At 62.0% G+C, this 23,337-nt stretch carries 23 protein-coding genes; 10 read left to right on the top strand and 13 right to left on the bottom strand.

All coding sequences use genetic code 11. The features are described 5' to 3' along the window. Positions 1-5: 5 nt before the first annotated feature. Positions 6-656 carry a class I SAM-dependent methyltransferase gene (locus IPP03_13000; GenBank protein ID MBL0353517.1) on the bottom strand — a complete coding sequence of 217 codons (651 nt, stop codon included), beginning with the start codon at positions 654-656 and terminating at the stop codon, positions 6-8. Positions 657-743: 87 nt separating this feature from the next. Here IPP03_13000 and IPP03_12995 point away from each other — a divergent pair, with 87 nt between their 5' ends. Then, positions 744-1,067, top strand: a complete 324-nt coding sequence (locus tag IPP03_12995; GenBank protein MBL0353516.1) for a DUF1840 domain-containing protein — start codon at positions 744-746, stop codon at positions 1,065-1,067. A gap of 56 nt (positions 1,068-1,123) precedes the next feature. Continuing rightward, complete coding sequence (locus IPP03_12990) at positions 1,124-1,834, top strand: N-acetylmuramoyl-L-alanine amidase (protein ID MBL0353515.1); 711 nt, start codon at positions 1,124-1,126, stop codon at positions 1,832-1,834. Here the strand turns inward: IPP03_12990 and murB are convergent. From murB to bamE, 3 genes are read right to left on the bottom strand one after another with little or no spacing between them, the layout of a single operon-like run. Continuing rightward, positions 1,809-2,843 carry a UDP-N-acetylmuramate dehydrogenase gene (gene murB, locus IPP03_12985; GenBank protein ID MBL0353514.1) on the bottom strand — a complete coding sequence of 345 codons (1,035 nt, stop codon included), beginning with the start codon at positions 2,841-2,843 and terminating at the stop codon, positions 1,809-1,811. The genes IPP03_12990 and murB overlap by 26 nt on opposite strands. Further along, on the bottom strand, positions 2,819-6,481 hold the full coding sequence (gene metH / locus IPP03_12980) for a methionine synthase (protein MBL0353513.1): 3,663 nt from the start codon (positions 6,479-6,481) through the stop codon (positions 2,819-2,821). Before metH ends, murB begins: the two co-directional genes overlap by 25 nt. Before the next feature lie 49 nt (positions 6,482-6,530). Continuing rightward, complete coding sequence (bamE, locus tag IPP03_12975) at positions 6,531-7,025, bottom strand: outer membrane protein assembly factor BamE (GenBank protein MBL0353512.1); 495 nt, start codon at positions 7,023-7,025, stop codon at positions 6,531-6,533. A gap of 69 nt (positions 7,026-7,094) precedes the next feature. Here bamE and IPP03_12970 point away from each other — a divergent pair, with 69 nt between their 5' ends. Then, positions 7,095-7,487 carry a rhodanese-like domain-containing protein gene (locus IPP03_12970; protein MBL0353511.1) on the top strand — a complete coding sequence of 131 codons (393 nt, stop codon included), beginning with the start codon at positions 7,095-7,097 and terminating at the stop codon, positions 7,485-7,487. Here IPP03_12970 and IPP03_12965 read toward each other — a convergent pair. From IPP03_12965 to IPP03_12955, 3 genes are read right to left on the bottom strand one after another with little or no spacing between them, the layout of a single operon-like run. Next, positions 7,467-8,702 (bottom strand): multidrug effflux MFS transporter, encoded by a 1,236-nt coding sequence (locus IPP03_12965; protein MBL0353510.1) that lies wholly within the window; start codon positions 8,700-8,702, stop codon positions 7,467-7,469. The genes IPP03_12970 and IPP03_12965 overlap by 21 nt on opposite strands. Then, positions 8,659-10,152: a YifB family Mg chelatase-like AAA ATPase gene (locus tag IPP03_12960; protein ID MBL0353509.1), complete on the bottom strand. Its 1,494-nt coding sequence runs from the start codon at positions 10,150-10,152 to the stop codon at positions 8,659-8,661. Before IPP03_12960 ends, IPP03_12965 begins: the two co-directional genes overlap by 44 nt. Positions 10,153-10,158: 6 nt before the next feature. Continuing rightward, positions 10,159-10,401, bottom strand: coding sequence for an accessory factor UbiK family protein (locus IPP03_12955; GenBank protein MBL0353508.1), 243 nt, complete (start codon positions 10,399-10,401; stop codon positions 10,159-10,161). Positions 10,402-10,636: 235 nt separating this feature from the next. On the opposite strand from IPP03_12955, the gene IPP03_12950 reads away from it, so the two are divergent. From IPP03_12950 to IPP03_12935, 4 genes are all read left to right on the top strand, one after another. After that, positions 10,637-11,482, top strand: a complete 846-nt coding sequence (locus IPP03_12950; GenBank protein MBL0353507.1) for a hypothetical protein — start codon at positions 10,637-10,639, stop codon at positions 11,480-11,482. Between the two features lie 80 nt (positions 11,483-11,562). Continuing rightward, positions 11,563-11,901 (top strand): P-II family nitrogen regulator, encoded by a 339-nt coding sequence (gene glnK, locus IPP03_12945; GenBank protein ID MBL0353506.1) that lies wholly within the window; start codon positions 11,563-11,565, stop codon positions 11,899-11,901. A gap of 10 nt (positions 11,902-11,911) precedes the next feature. Beyond that, positions 11,912-13,411 carry an ammonium transporter gene (gene amt / locus IPP03_12940; protein MBL0353505.1) on the top strand — a complete coding sequence of 500 codons (1,500 nt, stop codon included), beginning with the start codon at positions 11,912-11,914 and terminating at the stop codon, positions 13,409-13,411. Between the two features lie 301 nt (positions 13,412-13,712). After that, positions 13,713-14,696 (top strand): phospholipase A, encoded by a 984-nt coding sequence (locus tag IPP03_12935; protein MBL0353504.1) that lies wholly within the window; start codon positions 13,713-13,715, stop codon positions 14,694-14,696. Between the two features lie 62 nt (positions 14,697-14,758). Here IPP03_12935 and IPP03_12930 read toward each other — a convergent pair whose 3' ends face one another. From IPP03_12930 to thrH, 3 genes are all read right to left on the bottom strand, one after another. After that, entirely contained in the window at positions 14,759-16,042 is a 1,284-nt protein-coding gene (locus IPP03_12930) for a diguanylate cyclase (protein MBL0353503.1), read from the bottom strand. Between the two features lie 283 nt (positions 16,043-16,325). Next, the gene (gene purU / locus IPP03_12925; protein MBL0353502.1) at positions 16,326-17,189 is read right to left on the bottom strand and encodes a formyltetrahydrofolate deformylase; all 864 of its coding nucleotides are present in this window, start codon (positions 17,187-17,189) and stop codon (positions 16,326-16,328) included. 10 nt (positions 17,190-17,199) lie between these two features. After that, a complete protein-coding gene (gene thrH, locus IPP03_12920) occupies positions 17,200-17,811 on the bottom strand; it encodes a bifunctional phosphoserine phosphatase/homoserine phosphotransferase ThrH (protein ID MBL0353501.1) in 612 nt (203 codons plus the stop codon). Between the two features lie 429 nt (positions 17,812-18,240). Between thrH and IPP03_12915 the strand changes: the two genes are divergently transcribed. Next, positions 18,241-18,417: a hypothetical protein gene (locus IPP03_12915; GenBank protein MBL0353500.1), complete on the top strand. Its 177-nt coding sequence runs from the start codon at positions 18,241-18,243 to the stop codon at positions 18,415-18,417. Positions 18,418-18,539: 122 nt separating this feature from the next. Here the strand turns inward: IPP03_12915 and IPP03_12910 are convergent, their stop codons facing one another. Continuing rightward, complete coding sequence (locus tag IPP03_12910) at positions 18,540-18,767, bottom strand: hypothetical protein (protein ID MBL0353499.1); 228 nt, start codon at positions 18,765-18,767, stop codon at positions 18,540-18,542. 327 nt (positions 18,768-19,094) lie between these two features. Further along, the gene (locus IPP03_12905) at positions 19,095-21,002 is read right to left on the bottom strand and encodes an ATP-binding cassette domain-containing protein (protein ID MBL0353498.1); all 1,908 of its coding nucleotides are present in this window, start codon (positions 21,000-21,002) and stop codon (positions 19,095-19,097) included. Here IPP03_12905 and IPP03_12900 point away from each other — a divergent pair. After that, the gene (locus tag IPP03_12900) at positions 20,985-21,701 is read left to right on the top strand and encodes a hypothetical protein (GenBank protein ID MBL0353497.1); all 717 of its coding nucleotides are present in this window, start codon (positions 20,985-20,987) and stop codon (positions 21,699-21,701) included. The two genes, IPP03_12905 and IPP03_12900, sit on opposite strands and share 18 nt — an antisense overlap. Positions 21,702-21,704: 3 nt before the next feature. Here the strand turns inward: IPP03_12900 and mutY are convergent, their stop codons facing one another. Further along, positions 21,705-22,904 carry an A/G-specific adenine glycosylase gene (mutY, locus tag IPP03_12895; GenBank protein MBL0353496.1) on the bottom strand — a complete coding sequence of 400 codons (1,200 nt, stop codon included), beginning with the start codon at positions 22,902-22,904 and terminating at the stop codon, positions 21,705-21,707. Here mutY and IPP03_12890 point away from each other — a divergent pair. Further along, positions 22,806-23,297: a flavin reductase family protein gene (locus IPP03_12890; GenBank protein MBL0353495.1), complete on the top strand. Its 492-nt coding sequence runs from the start codon at positions 22,806-22,808 to the stop codon at positions 23,295-23,297. The two genes, mutY and IPP03_12890, sit on opposite strands and share 99 nt — an antisense overlap. The last annotated feature ends 40 nt before the right edge of the window (positions 23,298-23,337 follow it).

The raw sequence follows: 23,337 nt of genomic DNA, 5'->3' as shown, positions 1-23,337 counted from the left end.
TCGGTTCACACGCGGACCGCCACACCTTTCACATTGCCGTGGGTGGTGGTCATCGTGCGGAGAACGCTGGCACCCGCTTCCAGCAACAGCATGAAGAGGTTGCGCTCGCTGTAAAGACACACCGCACCTTCAATTCCATACCTTTCAGCAATGGCCGGGGCGAGCGGGGCATAGCGTTGTTCGACGCGCAGATCGAAATCGGTGTAGTCGCTGCCTAGCTCCGAATGCAGACCCAAAATCGAAACGAAGAGCTTGCCGCCGATGCGTAACTTGAGCAGAAGCTGGCGCACAACCTTGGCTGCCTCCGCGTAAGGCAGGCCGCAGAGACCGTGCGGCACGACGATGATATCGAAAGGCTCACCGGCCGAACCTTCCGGCAGGGCGGTCAAGTTGCCGGTTGAAAACTCGATCTGCTTGCGGAATCCGCTCGTCAGGACGAAGTGTTCAAAGTCCGGCATTCTCGATGCCGAGTCGCAGGCGACAACGCAGGCGCCGCACCGGGCAAACTTGATCACCATTTCGCAACTGTCCACCGGAATGACAAGAACCGAGGGGCTGTAGCCGGTCCGCTGTCGCCTGTAGCACTCCTCGAGCGCATAGCGCTCGAGTTCGTCGCTCCCTGTCTCCAGTGGATTGGCTGTAATATGTGTCGTCATGTCAAGTTGTACCCCCGGTGGCTATTCTGCATGAAGCGCGGGCGGTCTGACAACCGCCGTGAGGAACACATTCGAGGAGTTATTCAGATGTTGGTCAAATTCGTATCAAGTGAAACCGGCGAGCTTATGATGTTCGCCGAAATGGCCGGGACGCTGTTGCGTGCTGCCGGCAAGGAAACCGGCCGGCGCGGCACCTTTACGCGTGATGAAATGTTGCCGGCGGCGACCCTTCTGCGCGAAGCCGTCGCGCGCGGCGAAGCGAGCGACAACAAGCCGGAAGTTGACGATGAAGGCGCGGAGCAGGGCGTTGCGCTCGGTCCTCGTGCCTGGCCGCTGATCGACATGCTGGAGCGCACTGCCAAGGGCGGGCCGCAGGCCAATATCCTGTGGGAAGCTGCGGCGGATTTCTGATTCACGCTTGTTCTCGCTGTTCAATTGCGTGGACCCGCCTGTTGCGTAGGCTGGTGATGCGTTATCTCATGGGCGGATTTGCCGGCTTTTTGCTGTCGACCGCGACGATTGCTGGCGCGCCGCGAGTAGCAGTCGATGTCGGCCATACGCTGGCCGTACCGGGGGCGACCAGCGCGCGTGGGCGCAGCGAGTTTGACTTTAATCGGCAACTGGCGGCACAACTGGTATTAGCTTTGCAGGTACGCGGTTTCGCAGTGCGTGAAATTAATGCGTCCGGCACCATCGGCAGTCTCGCCGAGCGACCGGAACAGGCGCGCGGCAGTGATTTCTTCGTGTCGATTCATCATGATTCGATCGCTGCCGAGTACCTGCAAGAATGGGACTGGGACGGTAGCGAAACGAGCTACACGACGCTCAAGCGCGGTTTCGGAATATTCGTTTCGCGCCGCAACCCGGACCTTGTAGCCAGTCTGCGCTGCGCTTCGGCGATGGGCGCCACGCTGCGCCGCGCCGGACTCGAGCCGACGCCGTGGCATGGCCGCAAGCACCAGCCGGCTGATGCCGAAAACGGTGTCTGGTATTACGACAATCTGGTGGTTCTGCACAAATCAACATTTCCTGCCGTACTATTCGAGGCCGGCGTCATCAAGCATCGCGAAGAAGAACTCGAACTACTCGATGGCGAGCGCCAGATACGCATGGCCGATGCGCTGGCAACCGGCATCGCCGGCTGTCTGGCGGTCAGAGGAAAATCGGCTCCGGACTAAGGTCGATGCCGAAGCGGGCACGGACATCGGTCTGAACCGCCGCCATCGTCCGGCGCACATCGGCGCCATTTGCACTACCGCGATTGACCAGCACCAGCGCCTGCTTTTCATACATGCCGACCGGGCCGAGGTTCCTGCCTTTCCAGCCGGCCTGTTCGATCAGCCAGCCGGCTGCCAGCTTGACCCGGCCATCGGGTTGCGGGTAGCGTGGCAGGCGAGGGTGCGCGGTACCGAGTTTGTCGGCGATAGCACGGTCGACCACCGGGTTGTGAAAGAAACTGCCCGCGTTTGGAATCCGGGTCGGATCGGGCAGCTTGCGCTGGCGTACGGCGATGATGGCGGCGGCTATGTCCTTGGGGGCCGGTGATTCGATGATTTGGGCAGCCAGTTCCTGCGCCACATCGGCATAACGCGTGTTCGGCTGCCAGACTTTGGGCAGGCGAAAAATGACCGAGGTAATCGCCACGCGCCCATCCAGATGCCAACCGCGTTGCTTGAACACGCTATCCCGGTAGGCGAAGTGGCAATTGTCACGGTCGACAGCAAAAAACGCCCGATTTTCAAAATCCCAGGCCTTGACCGAGTGCACCATCTGGCCCACTTCCAGCCCATAAGCGCCAATATTCTGGATCGGCGCGGCGCCGACCGTGCCGGGAATCAGCGACAGGTTCTCCAGCCCCGGCCAGCCCTGCGCCAGCGACCATTGCACGAAATCATGCCAGTTCTCACCGGCGCCGGCTTCGATGTAGAAGGCTTCGCTATCCTCCTTCACCAGCCGTTTTCCGGGAATGGCCATATGCAGTACCAGCCCGTCGAAGTCGCCGGTCAGCACCAGGTTGCTGCCGCCGCCGAGGATGAAGTGCGGGGTTTGGGCAAGTATTGGGTCGGCAAGTTGTCCGGCCTCCTCGACACGAGCAAAGAGCGCCGCCGAACCTGGGAGGGCCAGCGTGTTGAAGGTCAGGAGCTCGACGTCCTTGTGAACGATTACAACAGCGGTGCGAGCCAGTATTCCGCCTCCTTGACCGACATGCTCTTGCGCTTCGCCCAGTCTTCCACCTGGTCGCGGCCGATCTTCGGAATGGCGAAGTAGGTAGCGGCCGGGTGACCGATATAAAAGCCGGAAACGGCCGCCGCCGGCATCATCGCACAGGATTCGGTCAGCTCCATGCCGGCATTGGCCGGGGCGTCGAGCAGGGCGAACAGTTCGCGCTTGGCAGTGTGATCGGGGCAGGCCGCGTAACCGGGGGCAGGGCGGATGCCGGTGTATTTTTCCGAAATCAGGGCGTCGTTAGTGAGCGCTTCCTCTTCGGCATATCCCCAGTACTTGGTGCGCACCTGAAGGTGCAACCACTCGGCAGCGGCTTCGGCAAGGCGATCGGCCAGTGACTTGAGCATGATTGCCGAGTAGTCGTCGTGGGTCGCCTCGAACTCGGCGACCCGGGCCTCGATGCCGAGGCCGGCGGTGACGGCGAAGGCACCGGCGTAGTCGCGTTCGCCGACATAGTCGGCCAGTCCCACGTTGAAGCGGCCTTTCGGCTGCTTGTGCTGCTGGCGCAAGCCGACCCAGCGCGTCAGTTCGGTGGTCCGGCTTTCGTCGCTATAGATGATGATGTCTTCATTATCGCCGCGCGCCGGGTAGAGGCCGAAGACGGCTCTTGCAGTCAACCACTTTTCTCCAACGATTTTGGACAGCATGGCCTTGGCATCGGCGAACAACTGGCGGGCGGTTTCGCCGACCACGTCATTTTCCAGAATGGCGGGGTAGCGGCCGGCCAGATCCCAGCTCCGGAAGAAAGGCGACCAGTCGATGAAGAGGGCGATGTCCTCCAGTTTCATGGTGATGGCTTGCAGGCCGAGCTCGTTCGGAATGGTGGGGGTGAAGTGTTCGTTCCACGTGAAACGGTTGGCGCGCGCCTCTTCCAGCGTGACCAACGTAGCGCCCTTGCGGCCGGCGTGTTCGGCGCGGACGGCTTCGTATTCGGCAACGATTTCGGCCATGTAGGCGTCGCGCTGCTCGGTGGACAAAAGTTTGGTGGCGACGCCAACAGCGCGCGAGGCATCCGGCACGTAGACCACGGTGCCTTCGGTTTTGGGTACGATCTTGATCGCGGTGTGGGCGCGGCTGGTCGTCGCGCCACCGATCAGTAACGGCTGTTTCATGTTCAGGCGCTGCATTTCGCTGGCGACGTGCGCCATTTCTTCGAGAGACGGGGTGATCAGGCCGGACAGGCCGATGATGTCCACCCGATGTTCGAGCGCCGCCTTCAGGATGTTGTCGCAACTGACCATGACCCCGAGGTCGACGACATCGTAGCCGTTACAGCCCAGTACGACGCCGACGATATTTTTGCCGATGTCGTGCACGTCGCCCTTAACGGTGGCCATCAGGATCTTGCCCTTGCTGCCCAGGCCGGTGCGTGATTTTTCAGCCTCGATGAAAGGCAGCAGGTGGGCGACTGCCTGCTTCATGACGCGAGCCGATTTGACGACCTGTGGCAGGAACATCTTGCCGGCGCCGAACAGATCGCCGACATGGTTCATGCCCGCCATCAACGGGCCTTCGATAACGGAGAGCGGCGGCTTGCCAGCAGCTTCGAGCTGGGCGCGGACCTCCTCGGTGTCAGCCACGACGAAATCGGTAATGCCCTTGATCAGCGCGTGTTCAAGGCGCTTTTCCACCGACTGTTCGCGCCAGGAAAGATCCGGCCCGGTGTCCTTGGCCTTGCCTTCCTTGACGGTGATGGCGAAATCGACCAGTGCCTCGCCGGCGCCCGGGTGGCGGTTGAGCACCACGTCTTCGACCTTGTCGCGCAGCACCGGCTCCAGATCGTCGTAGATGCCGAGCATGCCGGCATTGACGATGCCCATTGTCATGCCGGCCTTGATGGCGTGGTAGAGGAAGACGGTGTGGATGGCTTCGCGCACGGCGTCATTGCCGCGGAAGCTGAAGGAGACGTTGGAAACGCCGCCGGAAATGTGGGCGTGTGGCAGGTTCTGCTTGATCCAGCGCACCGAATTGATGAAATCGACGGCGTAGTTGTCGTGTTCCGCAATGCCGGTGGCGATGGCGAAAATGTTCGGGTCAAAGATGATGTCTTCGGCCGGGAAACCGATGCTCAACAGCAGTTCATAGGCGCGCTTGGAAATCTCGGTCTTGCGGGCGAAAGTATCGGCCTGGCCCTTCTCGTCGAAGGCCATGACGATGACCGCCGCGCCATAGCGGCGGGCGAGTCTGGCCTGCTCGATGAACTTGGCTTCGCCTTCCTTCATCGAGATGGAATTGACGATGCCCTTGCCCTGGATGCACTTGAGGCCGGCCTCGATCACTTCCCATTTTGACGAGTCGATCATGATCGGCACGCGCGAGATGTCCGGTTCGGAGGCGATCAGTTTGATGAATTTGTCCATGGCGGCGAGCGAGTCGAGCATCGCCTCGTCCATGTTGATGTCGATGACCTGCGCGCCGCTTTCGACCTGCTGCCGGGCGACGGCCAGCGCATCGTCGAAGCGGCCTTCAAGAATCATCCGCGCGAAAGCTTTCGAGCCGGTAACGTTGGTCCGTTCGCCGACATTGACGTACAGCGAATCGACACCGACGTTGAACGCTTCCAGCCCGGACAGGCGCAGTTTTTTCTCGATTTTTGGCGCTTTTCGCGGGTTGACCGCAGCAACCCGCTGGCCAATGACCTGGATGTGCTCGGGCGTGGTGCCGCAGCAGCCACCGACGATATTAACGATGCCGTCAATGGCCCAGCGCTCGATCTCGTCGGCCAGTTGCTCCGGCGTTTCGTCATAGCCGCCGAAGGCATTGGGCAGGCCGGCGTTGGGGTGGGCCGAAACAGCGCAGTCGCAAATGCGCGACAGTTCCTCGACGTACTGGCGCAATTCCTTGGCGCCGAGCGCGCAGTTGAGGCCGAAGGAGAGCGGCTGGATGTGGTTCAGCGAATTCCAGAAGGCCTCGGCGGTCTGCCCGGACAGCGTGCGGCCGGAAGCGTCGGTGATGGTGCCGGAGACCATTACCGGCCAGCGCCGCCCGGCATTGTCGAAGAAGGTTTCGATGGCGAACAGCGCGGCCTTGGCGTTGAGCGTGTCGAAGATGGTTTCGACGAGCAGGATATCAGTGCCGCCCTCGACCAGACCGCTGATCGCTTCGGTGTAGTTGGCTACCAGTTCGTCGAAAGTGACGTTGCGGTAACCGGGGTCGTTGACGTCCGGCGATATCGAAGCGGTGCGGCTGGTCGGGCCGAGGACGCCGGCGACGAAACGCGGCTTGTCCGGATTGGCGGCGGTGAATTCGTCGCACAATTCGCGGGCGAGTTTGGCGCCTTCGAAATTCAGTTCGTAGACGATCTCGGTCAAGTTGTAATCGGCTTGCGAAACGGCGGTCGAGTTGAAGGTGCAGGTTTCGAAAATGTCGGCGCCGGCTTCAAGATAGGCGCGGTGGATGCCACCGATGATCTCCGGTCGGGTCAGCACCAGCAGGTCGTTGTTGCCTTTGAGGTCGTGCGGATGATCCTTGAACCGCTCGCCGCGATAATCCGCCTCCTGCAGGTTGTGACGCTGGATCATCGTGCCCATCGCACCGTCGAGGACGAGCAGGCGTTGGGCGAGGAGGGCAGAAAGTTCTGAAGTGCGGTCGGGTTGCATCGAGGCTTCCGTGAACGGGATAACCCCGAATTATATCAAGCAGATGAGATCAGCCCCGGACCTCAACGCGCTTGCCGGCCTTCTTGAGCAGACCGCTTCCGGTATCGAAATAGACATTGAAATAGGTCAGCTCGTTGTGCGGCATGCCTTCGATATGCCATTCCCAGACTTCCTCGTGAAGGTTGTCGAAGACCATCTTGTTGGCGGGCTTCCCGAGCAGGCGGCGAACCTGGTCGCGGCTCATCCCCTCGCGAGCCTTGGCATAATTGCTATCGTTCAGGACCTGCTCAAGTTTCTGGACGACCTGATCCGCACTCAGGGTAATCATGTAGCAATGAACGCCTGCCGGCTGCCGGGTATATTCCCAAGTCACGGTGCCGTCATTGTTTCGGAATTCGAAGCCCGGATTGCCCATTTTTGCGCGCACCTCGACACCCGTGGTGATGCCCGGCTTGATCTCCGGCAGCACGACGATGTCACATGCTGGCAGAATGGCGCCTGCAATCGCCGCGAGCGCGGCCGCAACCCAGTTGGTCTTCTTCATGTGACCAGTTTATCCTGTTCCTGCGCCGGCTTCATAATATCGGCGACTTCAAATTCAATGGAAACCCCAATGCAGAACCTTGATCCGGTTGCCGCCCATAATTTCCTGCAAGCAAATCCCGAGGCCTTGCTGGTCGATTGCCGCACCGAGATCGAGTACATGTATGTCGGCCATCCGAAAGGCGCCGAACACATCGCCTGGCAGGAGTCGCCGGACTGGGAGATCGATCCGCATTTCGCGGACAAGGTCAAGCATCTTGTCGAAGGGGACATGTCGCGACCGGTCTTGCTCATCTGCCGCAGCGGAATCCGCTCACGCGATGCCGGGGAGGCACTCGAAGCCGCTGGTTTCATCAACGTGATCAATGTCGCCGAAGGATTCGAAGGCTCGCTCGACGATAACTATCATCGCGGGACGCTCGGCGGCTGGCGCTTTCACGGGCTACCCTGGCAGCAGAATTGAGCGCAGGTAGAGCAGGGCAGCCAAGGATCCGAGAACGAGGAAACCGGCCATGGCGAGCGCCAGGCTCAGCGTCGACCCCCAGACCGCTGGCGCGACGGCTGCCGCGACAACGCTGTTGAATCCAGACTGCATGAATGTTTGACACGAAGCGGCCATCCCCCGGTTGTCGGGGAATGGGTCGAGGGCGAACAGCGTCAAGTTGGGCATGGCCAGTGACATGCCCAGCGTGTACAGGAACAAAGGTAAGACGATCCACGGCAGGCTGGGCGGCAAGATCAGATTCAGGACGACATTGATCAACGCGGCAACGGCCATGACAGCATATCCCAGCTTCACCGTCGCCCCAGGCGAGCGCCTTCCGGCGAAGCGTCCCGCCAGCCATGAACCCAGCATCAACCCACCCATGGCCGGGCCAAAGAGCCAGAGGAAACTGGTCTCCGAGACGCCGAGGTGGTTCATCAGAAACACCGGCGCCGACAGTACGTAGACAAAGAATCCGACGAAATTCAGCGACAGCGCGCCGCTGGCGAACAGGAACGGCGGCGAGGTCAGCACGCTCCAATACGCTTTGCCGAGGTAGGCCGGGTGGAGTGACTGACGCCTCTCTAGCGGCAATGTCTCGGGCAGGAGCTTCCAGCAGGCGATCCAGAGTGTTGCGGTCGACAGCACCAGAAAGGCAAAAACCGAACGCCAGCCGAACCATGTCTGCAACCAGCCGCCGATCACCGGCGCGATCGCCGGGGCCAGCGCGAACATCATCGTGATCTGCGCTATCAGGCGTTGCGCCGGCGGGCCATCGAACAGATCGCGGACGATGGCGCGTGAGACCACCATGCCGGCGCCGGCGGTCATTCCCTGCAGCCCACGCCACAACCAGAGCTGCTCGATCGAGGTCGCAAAGGCGCAGCCTACCGAGGCGGCGCCGAACAGCGCAAGCGCAACGAGGATGACGCGGCGCCGGCCGAAGCGGTCGGACAGCGCGCCATGCCAGAGCGTCATCACGGCGAAGGCCAGCAGGTAGACCGAGAGCGTCTGCTGGACCTCGATGGGGGTCGCCCTCAGGCTCTGACCGATGTCGTGAAACGAGGGCAAGTAGGTGTCGATCGAGAACGGGCCGAGCGCCGCCATGCTGGCCAGCAGAAAAGCAATGGCGCGGGTGGAGCGCCCCTGTTCAGCCAACGGACAGGCGCCGATACTGAATTGCCTCGGCCACATGCGGGGCGTGTATCGATGCACTCCCTGCGAGATCGGCAATGGTTCGCGCGACCTTGAGAATGCGGTGCCAGGCGCGCGCCGAGAGATCGAGACGCTGGCTGGCGTGCTTGAGCAGGCTGGTACCGGCCGCGTCGGGCGCACACAGGGTTTCGACTTCGCCCGGGTTGAGGCGCGAATTCGGCTTGTGCTGGCGCGCGTGCTGGCAGGCCAGCGCCGCCGTGACCCGCTCACGCACGGTGGCCGATGATTCACCATCGGCTTTGCCGCCGAGCGCTTCGACGGGTAGGGCGGGAACTTCGATCAGGAGGTCGATCCGGTCGAGGAAGGGGCCGGACAGCTTGCCGCGGTAGCGCGCAATCTGGTCCGGAGTGCACCGGCATTTTCCGTTCCTGTGGCCGCTGAATCCGCAAGGACAAGGATTCATCGCGGCGATCACCTGGAACTCGGCCGGGAATTCGGCGTGGCGGGCGGCGCGGGCGATGTGGATGCGCCCGGATTCGAGCGGCTCGCGCAGGGACTCCAGCACCTTGCGGTCGAACTCGGGAAGTTCGTCGAGGAATATCACGCCTTGATGAGCCAGCGAAATCTCGCCCGGGCGCGGCGGGTTGCCGCCGCCGACCAGGGCGACGGCAGAGGCGGTATGGTGCGGCGCACGATAGGGGCGCTGGGCGAAACGCTCGGGGCGGAACTGGCCGACCAGCGACAGCACGGCGGCCGATGCTTTGGCGGCATCAAGGCCGAGCGCCGGCATCAGTCCGGGCAGGCGGGCGGCGAGCATCGATTTCCCGGAACCCGGCGGGCCGACCATCAACAGCGAATGGTTGCCGGCGGCGGCAATTTCCAGTGCCCGCTTGGCCTGACTCTGGCCGCGCACTTCGCTGAGATCAGGAAAAATCGGCTGGTTTTCGAGGTCGACCGCAAGCGGCCTGGTCAGCGCCGTCTGACCACTCAAGTGAGCGCACACTTCGAGCAATGAGCGCGCCGCGAAGACGTTTTCGCAACCAGTCAATGCCGCTTCGCGGGCGCTGTCGTGGGGCAAGATGAAGGATTTTCCGGTGTCGGCCATTTGCAGAGCCATGGCCAGTGCGCCGCGTATCGGGCGCAGTTCGCCTGATAGGGAAAGCTCGCCGGCGAACTCGTATTCGGCGAGCGGCAGGGTCGGAATCTGGCCGCTGGCGGCCAGAATGCCGAGGGCGATCGGCAGATCGAAGCGGCCCGATTCCTTGGGCAGGTCAGCCGGGGCGAGGTTGACGGTGATGCGCTTGTTCGGGAAGTCGAAGCCGGAATTGACGATGGCGGCGCGCACGCGGTCCCGTGCTTCCTTGACCTCGGTATCCGGCAGGCCGACCAGCGTGAAAGTCGGCAAGCCGCCGGCTAGATGCACTTCCACGGTTACCGGTGGCGCACTCAGGCCATCGAGCCCCCGACTGTGAGCGATGGCGAGCGCCATCGTCGCCTACTGTGCCGACTGCACTTTTTCCAGCGCCTCGACGCGCGCTTCGAGTTCTTTGAGCTTCTCGCGCGTGCGTGCCAGCACCTGCGACTGGATATCGAATTCCTCGCGGGTGACCACGTCAAGCTTGGCCAGTAGGCCGCTGACTGCTGCCCTGGCGTTCTTCTCGAGATCCCTGGCTGGCGAATTGGCGAGCAAAGCGTTCATCTTGTTGCCGATTTCTTCGAGTGTTTTCGGGTCGAGCATGGCAGTCCTCCGTGTTGGGAAAGTGTAACACAGCACCCGCTCGTTGATTCCGGGCGCCCTGCCAGTCCGTGGTGCGCCAGCCATTCAGCGCGCACCAGATTGGGGCTTCAGGCAGTAATCCCGGGCAGTGACAGGCGAAAATCCCTTGATATTCATCAAAAATTAATTCTGGCACGGGTCGTGCTAATGCTGTACTGCACAAATTCATTTTCACTTTCACAGCAGGAGAAACATTATGAACAAGTCTCTGGTCGCCCTTGCTCTGGCCGGCGCCTTTGCTCTTCCCGCCCTCGCCCAGACGGCTTCGTCGGAACGCGGCGAGGCACCGTCGGCTGAAGAGGAAGCCAGCCCACACACAATTACCGGCAACATGACCATTGCAACCGATTACCGGTTCCGCGGCATTTCCCAGACCTTTGGCAAGCCGGCAATTCAGGGTGGCGTCGATTACCTGCATGAGAGCGGCATCTATGTCGGCAACTGGAACTCCAATGTGAATGAGGCGACCGGCTTTTCCGGTGGCAGCGTCGAAATGGACTTCTATGGTGGCTGGAAGAAGTCGTTTGACGACTTCGGTGTCGATATCGGGGTGCTGTATTACTACTATCCCGGAACCAGTACCGGTTTCTACTCGCCGTGCAATTTCAAGACGGTCCCTTTTTCGTGTGCCACCGGTCGTGTGGACAACACCGAGATCTACCTGGGCCTGAGTTGGAAGACTCTTTCGTTCAAGTGGTCGCATGCGCTGTCCGATTACTTCAGCATTCCTGACACCTCGGGTACCAACTACTTCGACCTTTCCGGCAGTTACGACTTCGGGGAAGGCTGGGGCATCAATGCCCATGTCGGCTACACCGATTTGCGCGATTTCCGGAGCTTTACCGGCAACGACGGCAAGTACACTGACTGGAAGATTGGCGTGACAAAGGACATCAGCGGCTGGGTCATCGGTCTGGCCTATGTCGACACCAATGCGAAGGGCTCGGCCCTCGGTGATCCCTACCGCTACGTCAACACCAACGGGAAAGAGCTTGATGCCGGCAAGGCGATCGCTGTCCTCTCGGTCTCCAAGACCTTCTGATCCAGCTTCCAACTTCCCCGCCGGTGACTTGACTGACGCCGGCGGGGAAACGCCAACTTCAATTTTTTCGGGGAATACTCATGAAATTCGTAACCGCCATCATCAAGCCGTTCAAGCTTGACGAAGTGCGTGAGGCGCTGTCCGCCATCGGCGTGCAGGGTGTCACGGTCACTGAAGTGAAAGGCTTCGGCCGGCAGAAAGGGCACACCGAGTTGTACCGGGGCGCCGAATATGTCGTTGATTTCCTGCCCAAGGTCAAGATCGAGGCTGCTGTCCGGACCGATCAGGTCGAGCAAGTCATCGAAGCCATCGAGAAATCGGCCAGCACCGGCAAGATCGGTGACGGCAAGATCTTTGTTTTCGACCTCGAACAGGTCGTTCGCATCCGTACCGGCGAAACCGGTGACGATGCACTCTAAGGAGCGAATCATGAAACGCGTATTCGCATTGCTGGCACTGGTCGGCGCCGTCGCTTTCGGTGCCCCGGCCTTTGCCGAAGAAACAGCGGTTGCTCCGGCGTTGGGCGCTGTTGCCGCCACGGTGGGAATGTCCAGCATGGCCGGAATAAGCGGCATGGCTGCCGAGGCTGTACCGGCCGCAGTAGCCGCAGCACCGGTTCTCAAGGTCGACAAGGGTGACAACGCCTGGTTGATGGTCTGCGCCGCCTTGGTCATCTTGATGTCGATTCCCGGCCTCGCTTTGTTCTATGGCGGCCTGGTCCGTTCCAAGAACATGCTCTCGGTGCTGATGCAGGTGTTCACGATCTTCTCGCTGATCACCGTGCTCTGGGTGGTTTACGGCTACTCGGCGGCGTTTACCGAGGGCAACGCGTTCTTCGGCGTGCTCGACAAGCTCTTTCTGAAAGGTGTGACGCCGGATTCCATAGGCGCAACCTTCACCAAGGGTGTCGGCGTCTCCGAACTGGCCTTCGTGATTTTCCAGGGGGCATTTGCGGCGATTACCTGCGGCCTGATCGTCGGCGCCTTCGCCGAACGCGCCAAGTTCTCCGCGATCCTGGTCTTCATGGTGATCTGGTTCACGCTGTCCTACATCCCGATGGCCCACATGGTCTGGTACTGGGCTGGCCCGGACGCCTACACCGATGCAGCGGCGGCCGAAGCGGCTGGCAAAACGGCCGGCTTCCTGTTCCAGAAGGGCGCGCTCGATTTCGCCGGCGGTACCGTGGTGCATATCAATGCGGCGATCGCCGGCCTGGTCGGTGCCTACATGATCGGCAAGCGCAGCGGTCTGGGTAATGTCTCGATGGCCCCGCACTCGCTGACCTTCACGATGATCGGCGCTTCCCTGCTGTGGTTCGGCTGGTTTGGATTCAACGCCGGTTCGGCGCTCGAAGCCTCGGGCGGTGCCGCGCTGGCCATGGTCAATACCTGGGTTGCCACGGCTTGCGCCGCGCTGTCCTGGATGTTTGCCGAATGGATGATCAAGGGCAAGCCTTCGATGCTCGGTGCCGCTTCCGGCGCCGTTGCCGGTCTTGTGGCGATCACCCCGGCCGCCGGATTCGTCGGTGTCATGGGCGCCATCATCATCGGCCTGCTGGCCGGAGCGGTCTGCCTGTGGGGTGTCAATGGTCTGAAGAAGCTCCTCGGTGTGGATGACTCGCTCGACGTCTTCGGCATCCACGGAATCGGCGGCATCCTCGGTGCCACTCTGACCGGTGTCTTCGTCGACCCGGCGCTTGGCGGTACGGGCGTCTATGACTACGTGGCCAACAAGGTCGGTGACTTCGACATGGCCACGCAGGTGATCAGCCAGTTGTGGGGGGTCGGCACCGTCATCGTCTGGTCCGGCGTAGTCTCGATCGTCGCCTACAAGCTGGTCGACATCGTCATCGGGCTGCGGGTGCCGGCAGACGAGGAGCGCGAAGGTCTCGACCTGACCTCCCACGGCGAATCGGCATACCACCACTAAACGCACGAGTTTCCAGTCTCTCTCCCTTCGGGCACCTTCGGGTGCCCATTTTTTTCCTGGTGTCCAATGTATTCGAAGCTGTAGTGATTCGTTCCGGGTGGTGATTTATGTCACAATCTACAATAGATTTTGCCGACAAATTGTGATCAGCCTCGCATTGCCATGGAATACTGAGATGAACTTGACTAAACCCTCTGCGCGCATCGGCGCGCTTTTTTTTGTCGTCGCCGGTGGTGCTGGCGCTTCACTGGCTCAAGCCGCTCCTTCAAGAACTGCCGATTGTCATGGTATTGCCGCAAACATGGAGCGCCTGGCCTGCTATGACGCGGCCAGCGGCCGGGCCGGAGATGCGCCCAGGGAAGCTGCAACAGCAACGACAGCAGCTGCCGCCAGCGGTCCAGCGCTAGCTTCCAGTGATGTAAATCAAGCAACAAGCAGCGGTGGAACGACACCCACGACGGTTTCGATGATCGACAATGCCTGGGGTTTCGATCCTTCTTCGCCACGCTACGATATTCGCTTCCACAACGCGAACTATCTGCTCTTCGGGCGCTACACGGATAACGTCAACACTGCGCCGTTCTCGCCTCTGTTCCAGGGCAATGGTCAACGACAGCAGGACCTGAGCAGTACCGAGGCGAAATTTCAGATCAGCTTCAAGGCGCGCGTGTGGGCCACCGATGACCGGCGCTGGGGCCTGTGGGCGGCCTACACTCAGCAGAGTCAATGGCAGGTTTACAACGGCGACACGTCGCGCCCGTTCCGCGAGAACAACTACATGCCCGAGCTGTTCGTCAGTTACCGGCCCGACGTGGACCTCGGCGGCGGCTTCAACTGGAAACTCCTGAATGCTGGCTACAACCACCAGTCTAACGGGCGCTCCGATTTGATCACCAACGGGACCACCAACGGATTGTCGAGGAGTTGGAACAGACTCTTCGCCGAGTTCGGCGTCGAGCGCGAAGACCTCGCCTTGTTCGGCACGGTCTGGTATCGCCTGCCGGAAAGCTCGACCAAGGACGACAATCCTGACATTACCGATTACTATGGCCATGGCAAGCTCAGCGCGCTCTACCGCTGGCGTGGCAACACATTCTCGGGCTCGGTCCGCGGCAACCTGAGCACCGGCAAGGGCGCTGTCGAGGCCGGCTGGTTCTCGCCACCGCTCCTTGGACCACTGCGCGGTTACGTGCAGGTCTTCTCGGGGTACGGTGAAAGCCTGATCGACTACAACTGGAACCAGACCACGATTGGCGTCGGTGTCGCATTGAGCGACGGGCTCTAGGCGCGCGCCCACGACCGCATGCGTCTCGACGCTGCTGGTATTTGCGACGACGGCAGGGGCGACTACCGGTTTTCAGGCAAGGGATAAGTACGGTTTCGTCCGGCGGCCTTGGCCTGATAGAGCGCGTCGTCGGCATACCCAGCGGCGATGTCGAGGGCGTCTTCGCCCGGGAGGCAGCGAGCAATGCCGATGCTGACCGAGAGCCTGCAGAGGCCGCGATGACTGCGCACGATAATTTTGTTCACTTCCGACCGGATGCGTTCGGCGACCAGTTGGGCACCCGCGAGTGAGGTGTCCGGCAACAGCAGGCGGAACTCGTCGCCACCGGCCCGCGCGAAGATGTCCTGTTCGCGCAGGCTCTCGTGGACTACCGATACGAACTGCTTGAGTGCATTGTCACCGGCGGCGTGGCCCAGGCTGTCATTGATGCCCTTGAAGTGATCGATGTCGATCACGACCAGCGCCAGTTCACCACCGTTGCGGGCCTGGCGCGACACCTCGTGGCGGGCGAGTTCGTAAAAAGTGCGCAGGTTGTAGACGCCAGTCAGGAAATCGGTCGCGGCGAGCACTCCCAGACGGCGCTCGAGCGCCTTGCGCTCGGAAATGTCGAGCATCGCACCGACGATGCCGTCCGGCTCCCCGGCGAGATCGGGGTAGATTGCCTTGTGGAAGATCACGTCATGACGGCTGCCGTCGACGTGATGGACCTGCGATTCATAAGACTGCGTTCCCCCCTGCGCAAGGAGCTCCATATCCGCCCGATCGTAGATGCGCGCCAGATCTTCGGGGGCGACGTCAAAGACGGTCTTGCCGACAATTTCGCTGGCCGAAAGGCCGAAATATTCCGTGAAAGCCTTGTTGCTGGCAGTGTAGCGCCGGTTACGATCCTTGATGAAGATGGGAATCGGCAGGGTATCCACGGCCCGCAGGCTCAGCTCGTGGGCCAGCCCGGAGGCCGCGACCGATTGCAGCGTGGCCGCGCGCGGCTGGTGTTCAAGACGGGTGAGCGCCAGCTCGATACGCTCGAGATCGTCCATGGCGCAGCAGTCGGCTGCGTCGCCCTGGACGATGCGACGCGCTAGCGCCGGGTTCCAGGGATCGAGCATAGCGACGTGCGGAAAGCCACTCGGGCACATCGGGTGAAATCGCTGCCGCCACTCCGCATAGGCTGGTTCTCCGTCGATGGCCACGAGGACGGCCAGCGCCGTGCTGGCCTCGTCGCAGTCACCGGTGGCGGGGTTGGGGTTGACGACAACGAGGCCCGGCAATGCGGGCGGGGGGGCGCGCTTGCCGATGCGCAAGTCGAGGAGCAGCACGCGGCAGGCGGGTTGTAGGGCGTCGGGCATGGGTTCGATCCAGATTTGAATGCTTTCAGTCTGCAACCCGGCGTCCGGCCGGGACAGGAAATATTCCACACTTGCGGAGGAACATTCGGGACGATTTCTCGTTCGCCGTGAAATATGTTGCGGATTGCAACGTACGGGAACGTGCGATGGCTCATCGCCCGGGCAGCTCTTCTCGCCGGGTGATTCCCAAGGGAAAGGAAAGTGATTGCGCAGCGCTGGCAAGAGCGCCTGCCGTCCAAGGTTGCTTGGGCGGCTCGCATCCGTCCGTTGTGCGGCAGCTGGTCTAGCGGAAGACCACGGTCTTGTTGCCATGCACCAGCACCCGGTCTTCCAGGTGGTAGCGCAGGCCGCGGGCGAGAACGGTCTTTTCGATATCCTTGCCGTAGCGCACCATGTCGTCCGGCGAGTCGGAATGGTCGATGCGGATGACATCCTGCTCGATGATCGGGCCGGCGTCGAGTTCGCTGGTTACATAGTGACAGGTCGCTCCAATCAGCTTGACACCGCGCTGGTGGGCCTGGTGGTAGGGTCTGGCGCCGGCGAAGCTGGGCAGGAACGAATGATGGATATTGATGATGCGGCCGGCCAGCGCGGCACACAATTCCGGCGAGAGTATCTGCATGTACCGGGCGAGGACCATCGAATCGCCGCGCACGTCGTCGAAGATGCGCCGGATCTCGGCATCGACAGCCCGCTTGTTGTCTCCGGATATCGGAAGATGGAGAAAGGGGATGCCATGCCACTCGACAAAGCCGCGAAACGTGTCGTGGTTCGAAATGACGCAGGGGATCTCGATGTCAAGCTCCCTGGCCTGCCAGCGCGCCAACAGGTCATAGAGGCAATGCTCCTGCTTGGAAACGAGAACGACGACGCGTCGCTTGACGGCACTGTCGTTGATCCGCCATTCCATTTGCAGTGGCTCGGCAACCTCGGTGGCGAACCGCTCGCGGAACTCGGCAAGAAGGAAGGGCAGCGTATCGGCCTTGATCTCGATGCGCATGAAATAGCGGCCGGTCACGGCATCGGCGTGGAAGCTGGATTCGAGAATCCAGCCACCCTTGTCGGCGATGAAGCCGGAAACCCTGGCGATGATGCCTACCTGGTCGGGGCAGGAGGCGGAGAGCGTGAAGAAGCGGTCGCGATGCATGTTTGTGGAGTCAGGCGACTTTGGCGAAAGCTTTATCGATTTCGCGGCGCATGTCGTCGTAATTGAGCACTACCGGGTATTGCGGAAACTCACGGATGACGCTTTCCGGCGGATGGAACAGGATGCCGCCGTGAGCCTCGCCGAGCATCGCCGTGTCGTTGTAAGAATCGCCGGCGGCGACGATGGTGAAGTTCAGTTCCTTGAAGCGCTTGACCGCTTCGCGCTTCTGGTCCGGCATGCGCAACTGGTAGGCGACCAGCATGCCATCCTGGTCGGCCTGTAGCGAATGGCAGAACAGCGTCGGCCAGCCGAGCTGGCGCATCAGCGGGTGGGCGAACTCGTAAAAGGTGTCGGACAGGATGACGACCTGGTAATCCTCGCGCAGCTTGTCGAGAAAGGCGCGGGCACCGTCCATCGGGCCCATTTCGGCGATCACCTTCTGGATATCCGGCAAGCCAAGCTTGTGCTCGCGCAGGATGTTCAGGCGGTAGGTCATCAGCTTGTCGTAATCCGGCTCGTCGCGGGTCGTGCGCTTGAGTTCGGGAATGCCCGCGCGCTTGGAGAATTCGATCCAGATTTCGGGGACGAGGACCCCTTCGAGGTCCAGGCAGACGATGTGCACGGTCGGGCTCCCAGCGGGCGTATTCGGAAAGGCGCGATTCTAACTTATGAGAGGTGGTTTTCGGGCTGTTTTGGGTGTTGACCGCGGCGATGAAACGGTTCCACGTTTGCGGGGCGGCCGGGGATTTCCGCGCCTCACTACACGAAAGCGAACGAAAAGAAGGCGGCCGGAGATTGTCGCCAGGCTCCCCGCGTTACCTCGGTCCGCACGTGGGAACCCGATCGTCCATCGGGCCTGGACTGTCCAGAACCCAGGACTCGTTGATCTTGCGCGACGGCCTTTTCACGCGCGGTTCAAAGCACTGGCTCGACCGATCGTACAGCGTGAAATCCTACACTGTCGCTCCTTGGGGGTGGCGCGATAGTCAACTCAAGCCATGGCGATACCTTGACGGCACGAGCTGGTTGGCGCACATAAATGAGGTATGTAATGAGGTTTGCGAAGAACAAGCGCTCAGGCAAGGATCGCCGCAACGAGGAAAAGGGGCCGCCGGCCGGATGGAGCGAGCGCCGACATACTGTAGAGCGTCACAAGCCCGAGGTACGGAAAATTTCCTTTGCCGAGTGGATTGCCTCACTGCGCCAGCAGTCCTGTGACATCAGGTGATCCGCGCTCCGATTCCCGGCCGTCAAGCTGCCAGCGGATTCTTACGATACCGCGGTTGACCGGCTAGAAAGCCACAATCGACCTCTCCCAAATTGTCGCGCTTGCGCGCCGGTCACAGCCAGTTAACGAGAATCGGTCGACCCTTGTTCAACCGGTGTGGCCTTGGCGTCTTCCGCAGTCGCGGCCGGTGCCTGTGTCGGACTGGCTGGCCCGGACTTTTCGACCAGCCCAGGATGGACCTTGAGGGGACCGGACTGCTCGATTTCCCGGTTGATCAACGCGTCAGGGCTGGTGGCACAGGCAGCGAGCAGCGAGCAAAGCAAAAGAGCTGGAGGGGCAGAGAAGCGCATGACTTTTATATTGGCAAGGTTTGTAAGCTCGCATGATAGCCCCTCGGAATCCTGGCGAACAGGCCCGCACCTGCCTGTCCGACCAATACCTTGCCCTGAAGCCCAGGGGAGGGTTCAGGCATTTGTGGACGGCGCAAGAAAAATGACCGAGTCGGCGGCGATCCGCCCGTATCTCGTGTGCCACTGCTCACCGTGAGGCATTCTCGGGGGCGCTGCGGGCGCGGACGAGAGCGACACGGGAAAAGGGTGCCTCCTCGGCGCCGGTACTGGGCACAGAAGCGCCGGGTTGATCGTGCCATGTCGCGGGCCTTTATCGGTCGCTCGGCTTCAATCGATGTCGGGCAGCCCTTCCAGTGCTTCGTGCACCTCCAGCCAGCGCATCTCCGCCGCATCGATCCGTTCGCCGAGAAGTGCCGCCTGGCGGTGAATTTCCTCGCTTTTTTGCCGGTCGACCGTGACATAGAAGTCGGGGTCGGCGAATCGCCCTTCAAGCGCGGCCTTCTCCGCGTTCCACCCGGCCAGCCTCCTTTCGATCTGTTCGATTTCCTTCACCAGTGGCCGCCGCTTCGCGAGCAGAGCCTGGCGGCTGCTCCTGGTGTCGGCGCGTTGTTGCAGGCGCTCGCTCTTTTCGACCCCAGCGTCCGGTTCGGGCGCCTTTTCGGCAGTTCTCCGAACAGCCAGCCACGCCGCATAGTCGTCGAGGTCGCCATCGAATTCGCTGGCCTTGCCGTCCGCGACGAGCAACAGTTCGTCGGCGCAGGTACGCAGCAGATGGCGGTCATGCGAAACGAAAACCATGCCGCCTTCGTAATCCTGCAACGCGAAGGTCAGCGCCTCGCGCATTTCGAGGTCGAGGTGGTTGGTCGGCTCGTCGAGCAGCAGCAGGTTGGGCTTGGTGCGGATCAGCAGGGCCAGTGCCAGGCGCGATTTCTCGCCGCCGGAAAAGGGTTCGATGGCACGGCTCGCCATGTCGCCGCGGAAATCGAAACCGCCCAGGTAGTCGCGTAGTTCCTGTTCCGGTGTGGTTGGCTCCAGGCGGGCCAGGTGTTGCAGCGGCGATTCGTCCGGGCGCAGTTGTTCAAGCTGGTGCTGGGCGAAGTAGCCAAGGTTGAGGGCCTTGGCTTCCTTGCGCTGGCCGCCTTGTTGCTCGATGGCGCCGGCCAGAAGCTTGATCAGCGTCGATTTGCCGGCGCCGTTGCGGCCGAGCAGGCCGATCCGGCAACCGGGGCGCAAGGTCAGCGTGATGTTTTCGAGAATGTTGCGGTCGACGTAGCCGGCAGAGGCTTTTTCGATGGTCAACAACGGGTCGGGCAGGGCGTTTGACTGGCGGAAGGAAAAGTGAAACGGTGAATCGACGTGGGCGGCGGCCACCGTTTTCATGCGTTCGAGCATCTTGATCCGGCTCTGCGCCTGACGAGCCTTGGTGGCCTTGGCGCGGAAGCAGTCGATGAAGCTGTTGAGGTGGGCGATTTCGCGCTGCTGCGCCTCGTAAGCTGACTGCTGGTTGGCCAGGCGGGCGGCGCGCGCCCGCTCGTAGTCGGAATAGCCGCCACTGGTCAGCGTCAGGCGCTGGAGGTCGATGGACAGGATCTGGCCGACTACCGCATCGAGAAAGTCGCGATCGTGCGAAATCAGCAGCAGTGTGGCCGGTGTGTTTTTCAGCCATTGTTCCAGCCAGAAAACCGCGTCGAGATCGAGGTGATTGGTCGGCTCGTCGAGCAGCAGCAGATCGGCGCGGCAGGAGAGCGCGCGCGCCAGATTGAGGCGTACCCGCCAGCCGCCGGAAAATTCGGAAACCGGGCGCCGGAAGTCGGCATCCGCAAAGCCGAGCCCGTGCAGCACTTCGGCAACGCGCGCCTTGGCGGAATAGCCTTCGATCTCGCCATAGCGCGCGTGCAAATGGCCGATCGCCTCACCGTCACCGACAGCTTCGGCAACAGCCAGTTCGCGCTCGACCCGACGCAATTCGGTGTCGCCGTCAAGGACAAAGTCGATCGCCGAATCCGGCAGCGCCGGCGTCTCCTGGGCAACGCGGGCGATACGCCAAGACGCCGGCATGTAGACATCGCCGGATTCGGCGTGCAGTTCGTTGGCGAGCAGCGCGAACAAGCTGGATTTTCCGCTGCCGTTGGCACCGACGACGCCGACCTTCCAGCCGGCATGAATCTGAACCGAGGCGGCGATGACAAGCGGCCGGCCGACGCGGGCGAAGGTGACTTGGCGGAGGGCAATCATGAGGCCGCCGATTATAGCTGCCTGCTGCTAAAATCCGCCCACCTGGTCACCCTTCATAATGGTCGTTCCTTCATGTACCGAGGCCCCTTGCTCCCTGTTCGTTCGTTGAAAGCCGCCTGCCTGCTTCTCGGTGGGATGATGGTTGGTGTCGCCTGGAGCGCCGACCAGGCACCGCCAACCGCACAAGAGGTCGACTGGGAACAGCGCCTCGAGCGTGCCGCCGAATTGCAGCGTGACTCCGCGACGAGCAAGGCGGCGGCGGAAAAACTCCTGGACGAGAAATCAACGAGCTGCTACCGGAAGTTCCTGGTCAACCGTTGCCTGGACGAAGCTCACGAGGAATATCGTGAAACGGTGAAGGATGCCCGACGCCTGGAAAACGAGGGCAAGGCGATCGAGCGCCAGGTCAAGAAGGAACAGTTCAGCGCGCGCGAGGTGAGGTGGGCGACAGAAATGCCCACGCGCGAGGCCGGATTACGGGCGCGCGCGACCGAAACAGCGGCGGCGCGCGCGGAAGCCGAGGCGACCGAGGCGGCCACGCGCGCAAGCAAGGCGCGCAAAGCCGAGGAGGGGGCCCAGCGCAAGGCCGAGGACGCCGAACGCCTGCGCCGGAAGCAAGCTGACCATGAGGCGCGGGTCGCCGCCCAGGTCGAAAAGGCGAATGCCAAGGCGGCCGCGAGCGCACCCACAACACCTTGACCGTCAGCCTGTATTGCTCGCCATCCGCTCGATCAGCTTCCTGATCGGCGCCGGGACACCGGCCGTTGCGGCTGCTCCGAGCGGCAACCAGGTCAGCCCCCGCTCGCCAACGCCAGACTGGGGTTGGACGAGACAGAACACCGGCTCGAGCGTCAGCCGGAAATGGGTAAAGGCATGCCTGACCGGTGCCAGGGGCTGCTGGCGCTCGACGACCAGTCCGAGGCGCGCGAGCACTGCCGCCGTTTGACCCTCGGGCGGAACCAGCAGTCCGCCCCACAACCCGCTTGGCGGACGCCGCTCGAGCAGTAGGCGCTGGCCATCACTGATCAGCACGAAGGTGGCGCGGCGTTCGGGGAGCTTCACCCGTGGGCGCGGCGTCGGTAATTCGCCCTGGCGGCCTTCCCGCCGCGCCAGGCACGATCCGTACAGCGGACAGTCGCCACAGCGAGGACGGCTGCGCGTGCACACCGTGGCGCCGAGATCCATCAGGCCCTGCGTGTAGGCTTCAGTGTCACTTTCCGGCAGCAGGCGCTCGGCGAGAATCCACAATTCACGATCCACCGCAGCCAGGCCCGAAAAGCCTTCCACGCCGAAATGGCGACACAGGACGCGCTTCACGTTGCCGTCGAGAATGGCGGCGCGACCACCAAAGGCGAAGACGGCAATCGCCGCCGCCGTCGACCGGCCAATGCCGGGCAGGGCGCTCAGCTCGGCGACGGATTCGGGGAATTTTTCGGCGTAGACCGCGACAATCCGCCGTGCGCAGCGATGCAGGTTGCGCGCCCGGGCGTAGTAGCCGAGTCCCGCCCAGTGCTCGCTGACGACATCGGGCGACGTCTCGGCCAGCGCCTGAAGGGTGGGAAAGCGTGCCAGGAAGCGCTGGAAGTACGGAATCACCGTGGCGACCTGGGTCTGCTGCAACATGATTTCGGAAAGCCAGATCCGGTATGGGTCGCGTGTGTCCTGCCACGGCAGGTCGTGGCGCCCAGCGGCCTTCTGCCAGGCGACCAGGCGTTCGGCAAAATCGGGAATGGCGGACAAATCAGCCTCGACGCGCGGATGCGGAGCACGGATAATAGGACGTTTTTCCGCCGGCACTACTTGATGATCGAGAATGACGATGGCAGCCGCAGCTTGCGCAACGCTCTGGGATGTTTCGCGACCGGGGTGACCATCGTCACGGCGATCGATCCGGACGGGCATCCGATCGGGCTGACGGTCAATTCGTTTTCGGCGGTGTCGTTGAATCCGCCGCTAGTGCTCTGGTGCCTTGACAATACCTCGCACAACCTCGCCGCCTTCCGCCATGCCAGCCACCACGCTATCAACGTTCTGGCGGCTGGCCAGCTCGATCTATCCAACCGCTTCGCCACGTGGCCGGTCGACCGCTTCGTCGGATTGCACTGGCATCCCGGCGCCGCTGGTGTACCGCTGCTGCCGGGCTGCTGCGCCAGTTTCGAAGTCACCAACGAAGCCGCTCATCCCGGCGGCGACCACACCATCTTCGTCGGCCGTGTTGAAAGATTCAGCGAGGCATCGGGAATGGCGCCGCTTGTTTTCCATGCGGGACAATATCGCGCCTTGATCGAGGATTGAACAGAATAGCCGCTGCGCTTAGAATACAGGCTCCAGCCCA

The organism is Candidatus Dechloromonas phosphoritropha (assembly GCA_016722705.1).
GTDB classification, from domain to species: Bacteria; Pseudomonadota; Gammaproteobacteria; order Burkholderiales; family Rhodocyclaceae; genus Azonexus; species Azonexus phosphoritrophus.
The sequence above is the reverse complement of the archived record's forward strand: the minus strand, read 5'-3'. Positions and strand labels throughout refer to the sequence as shown.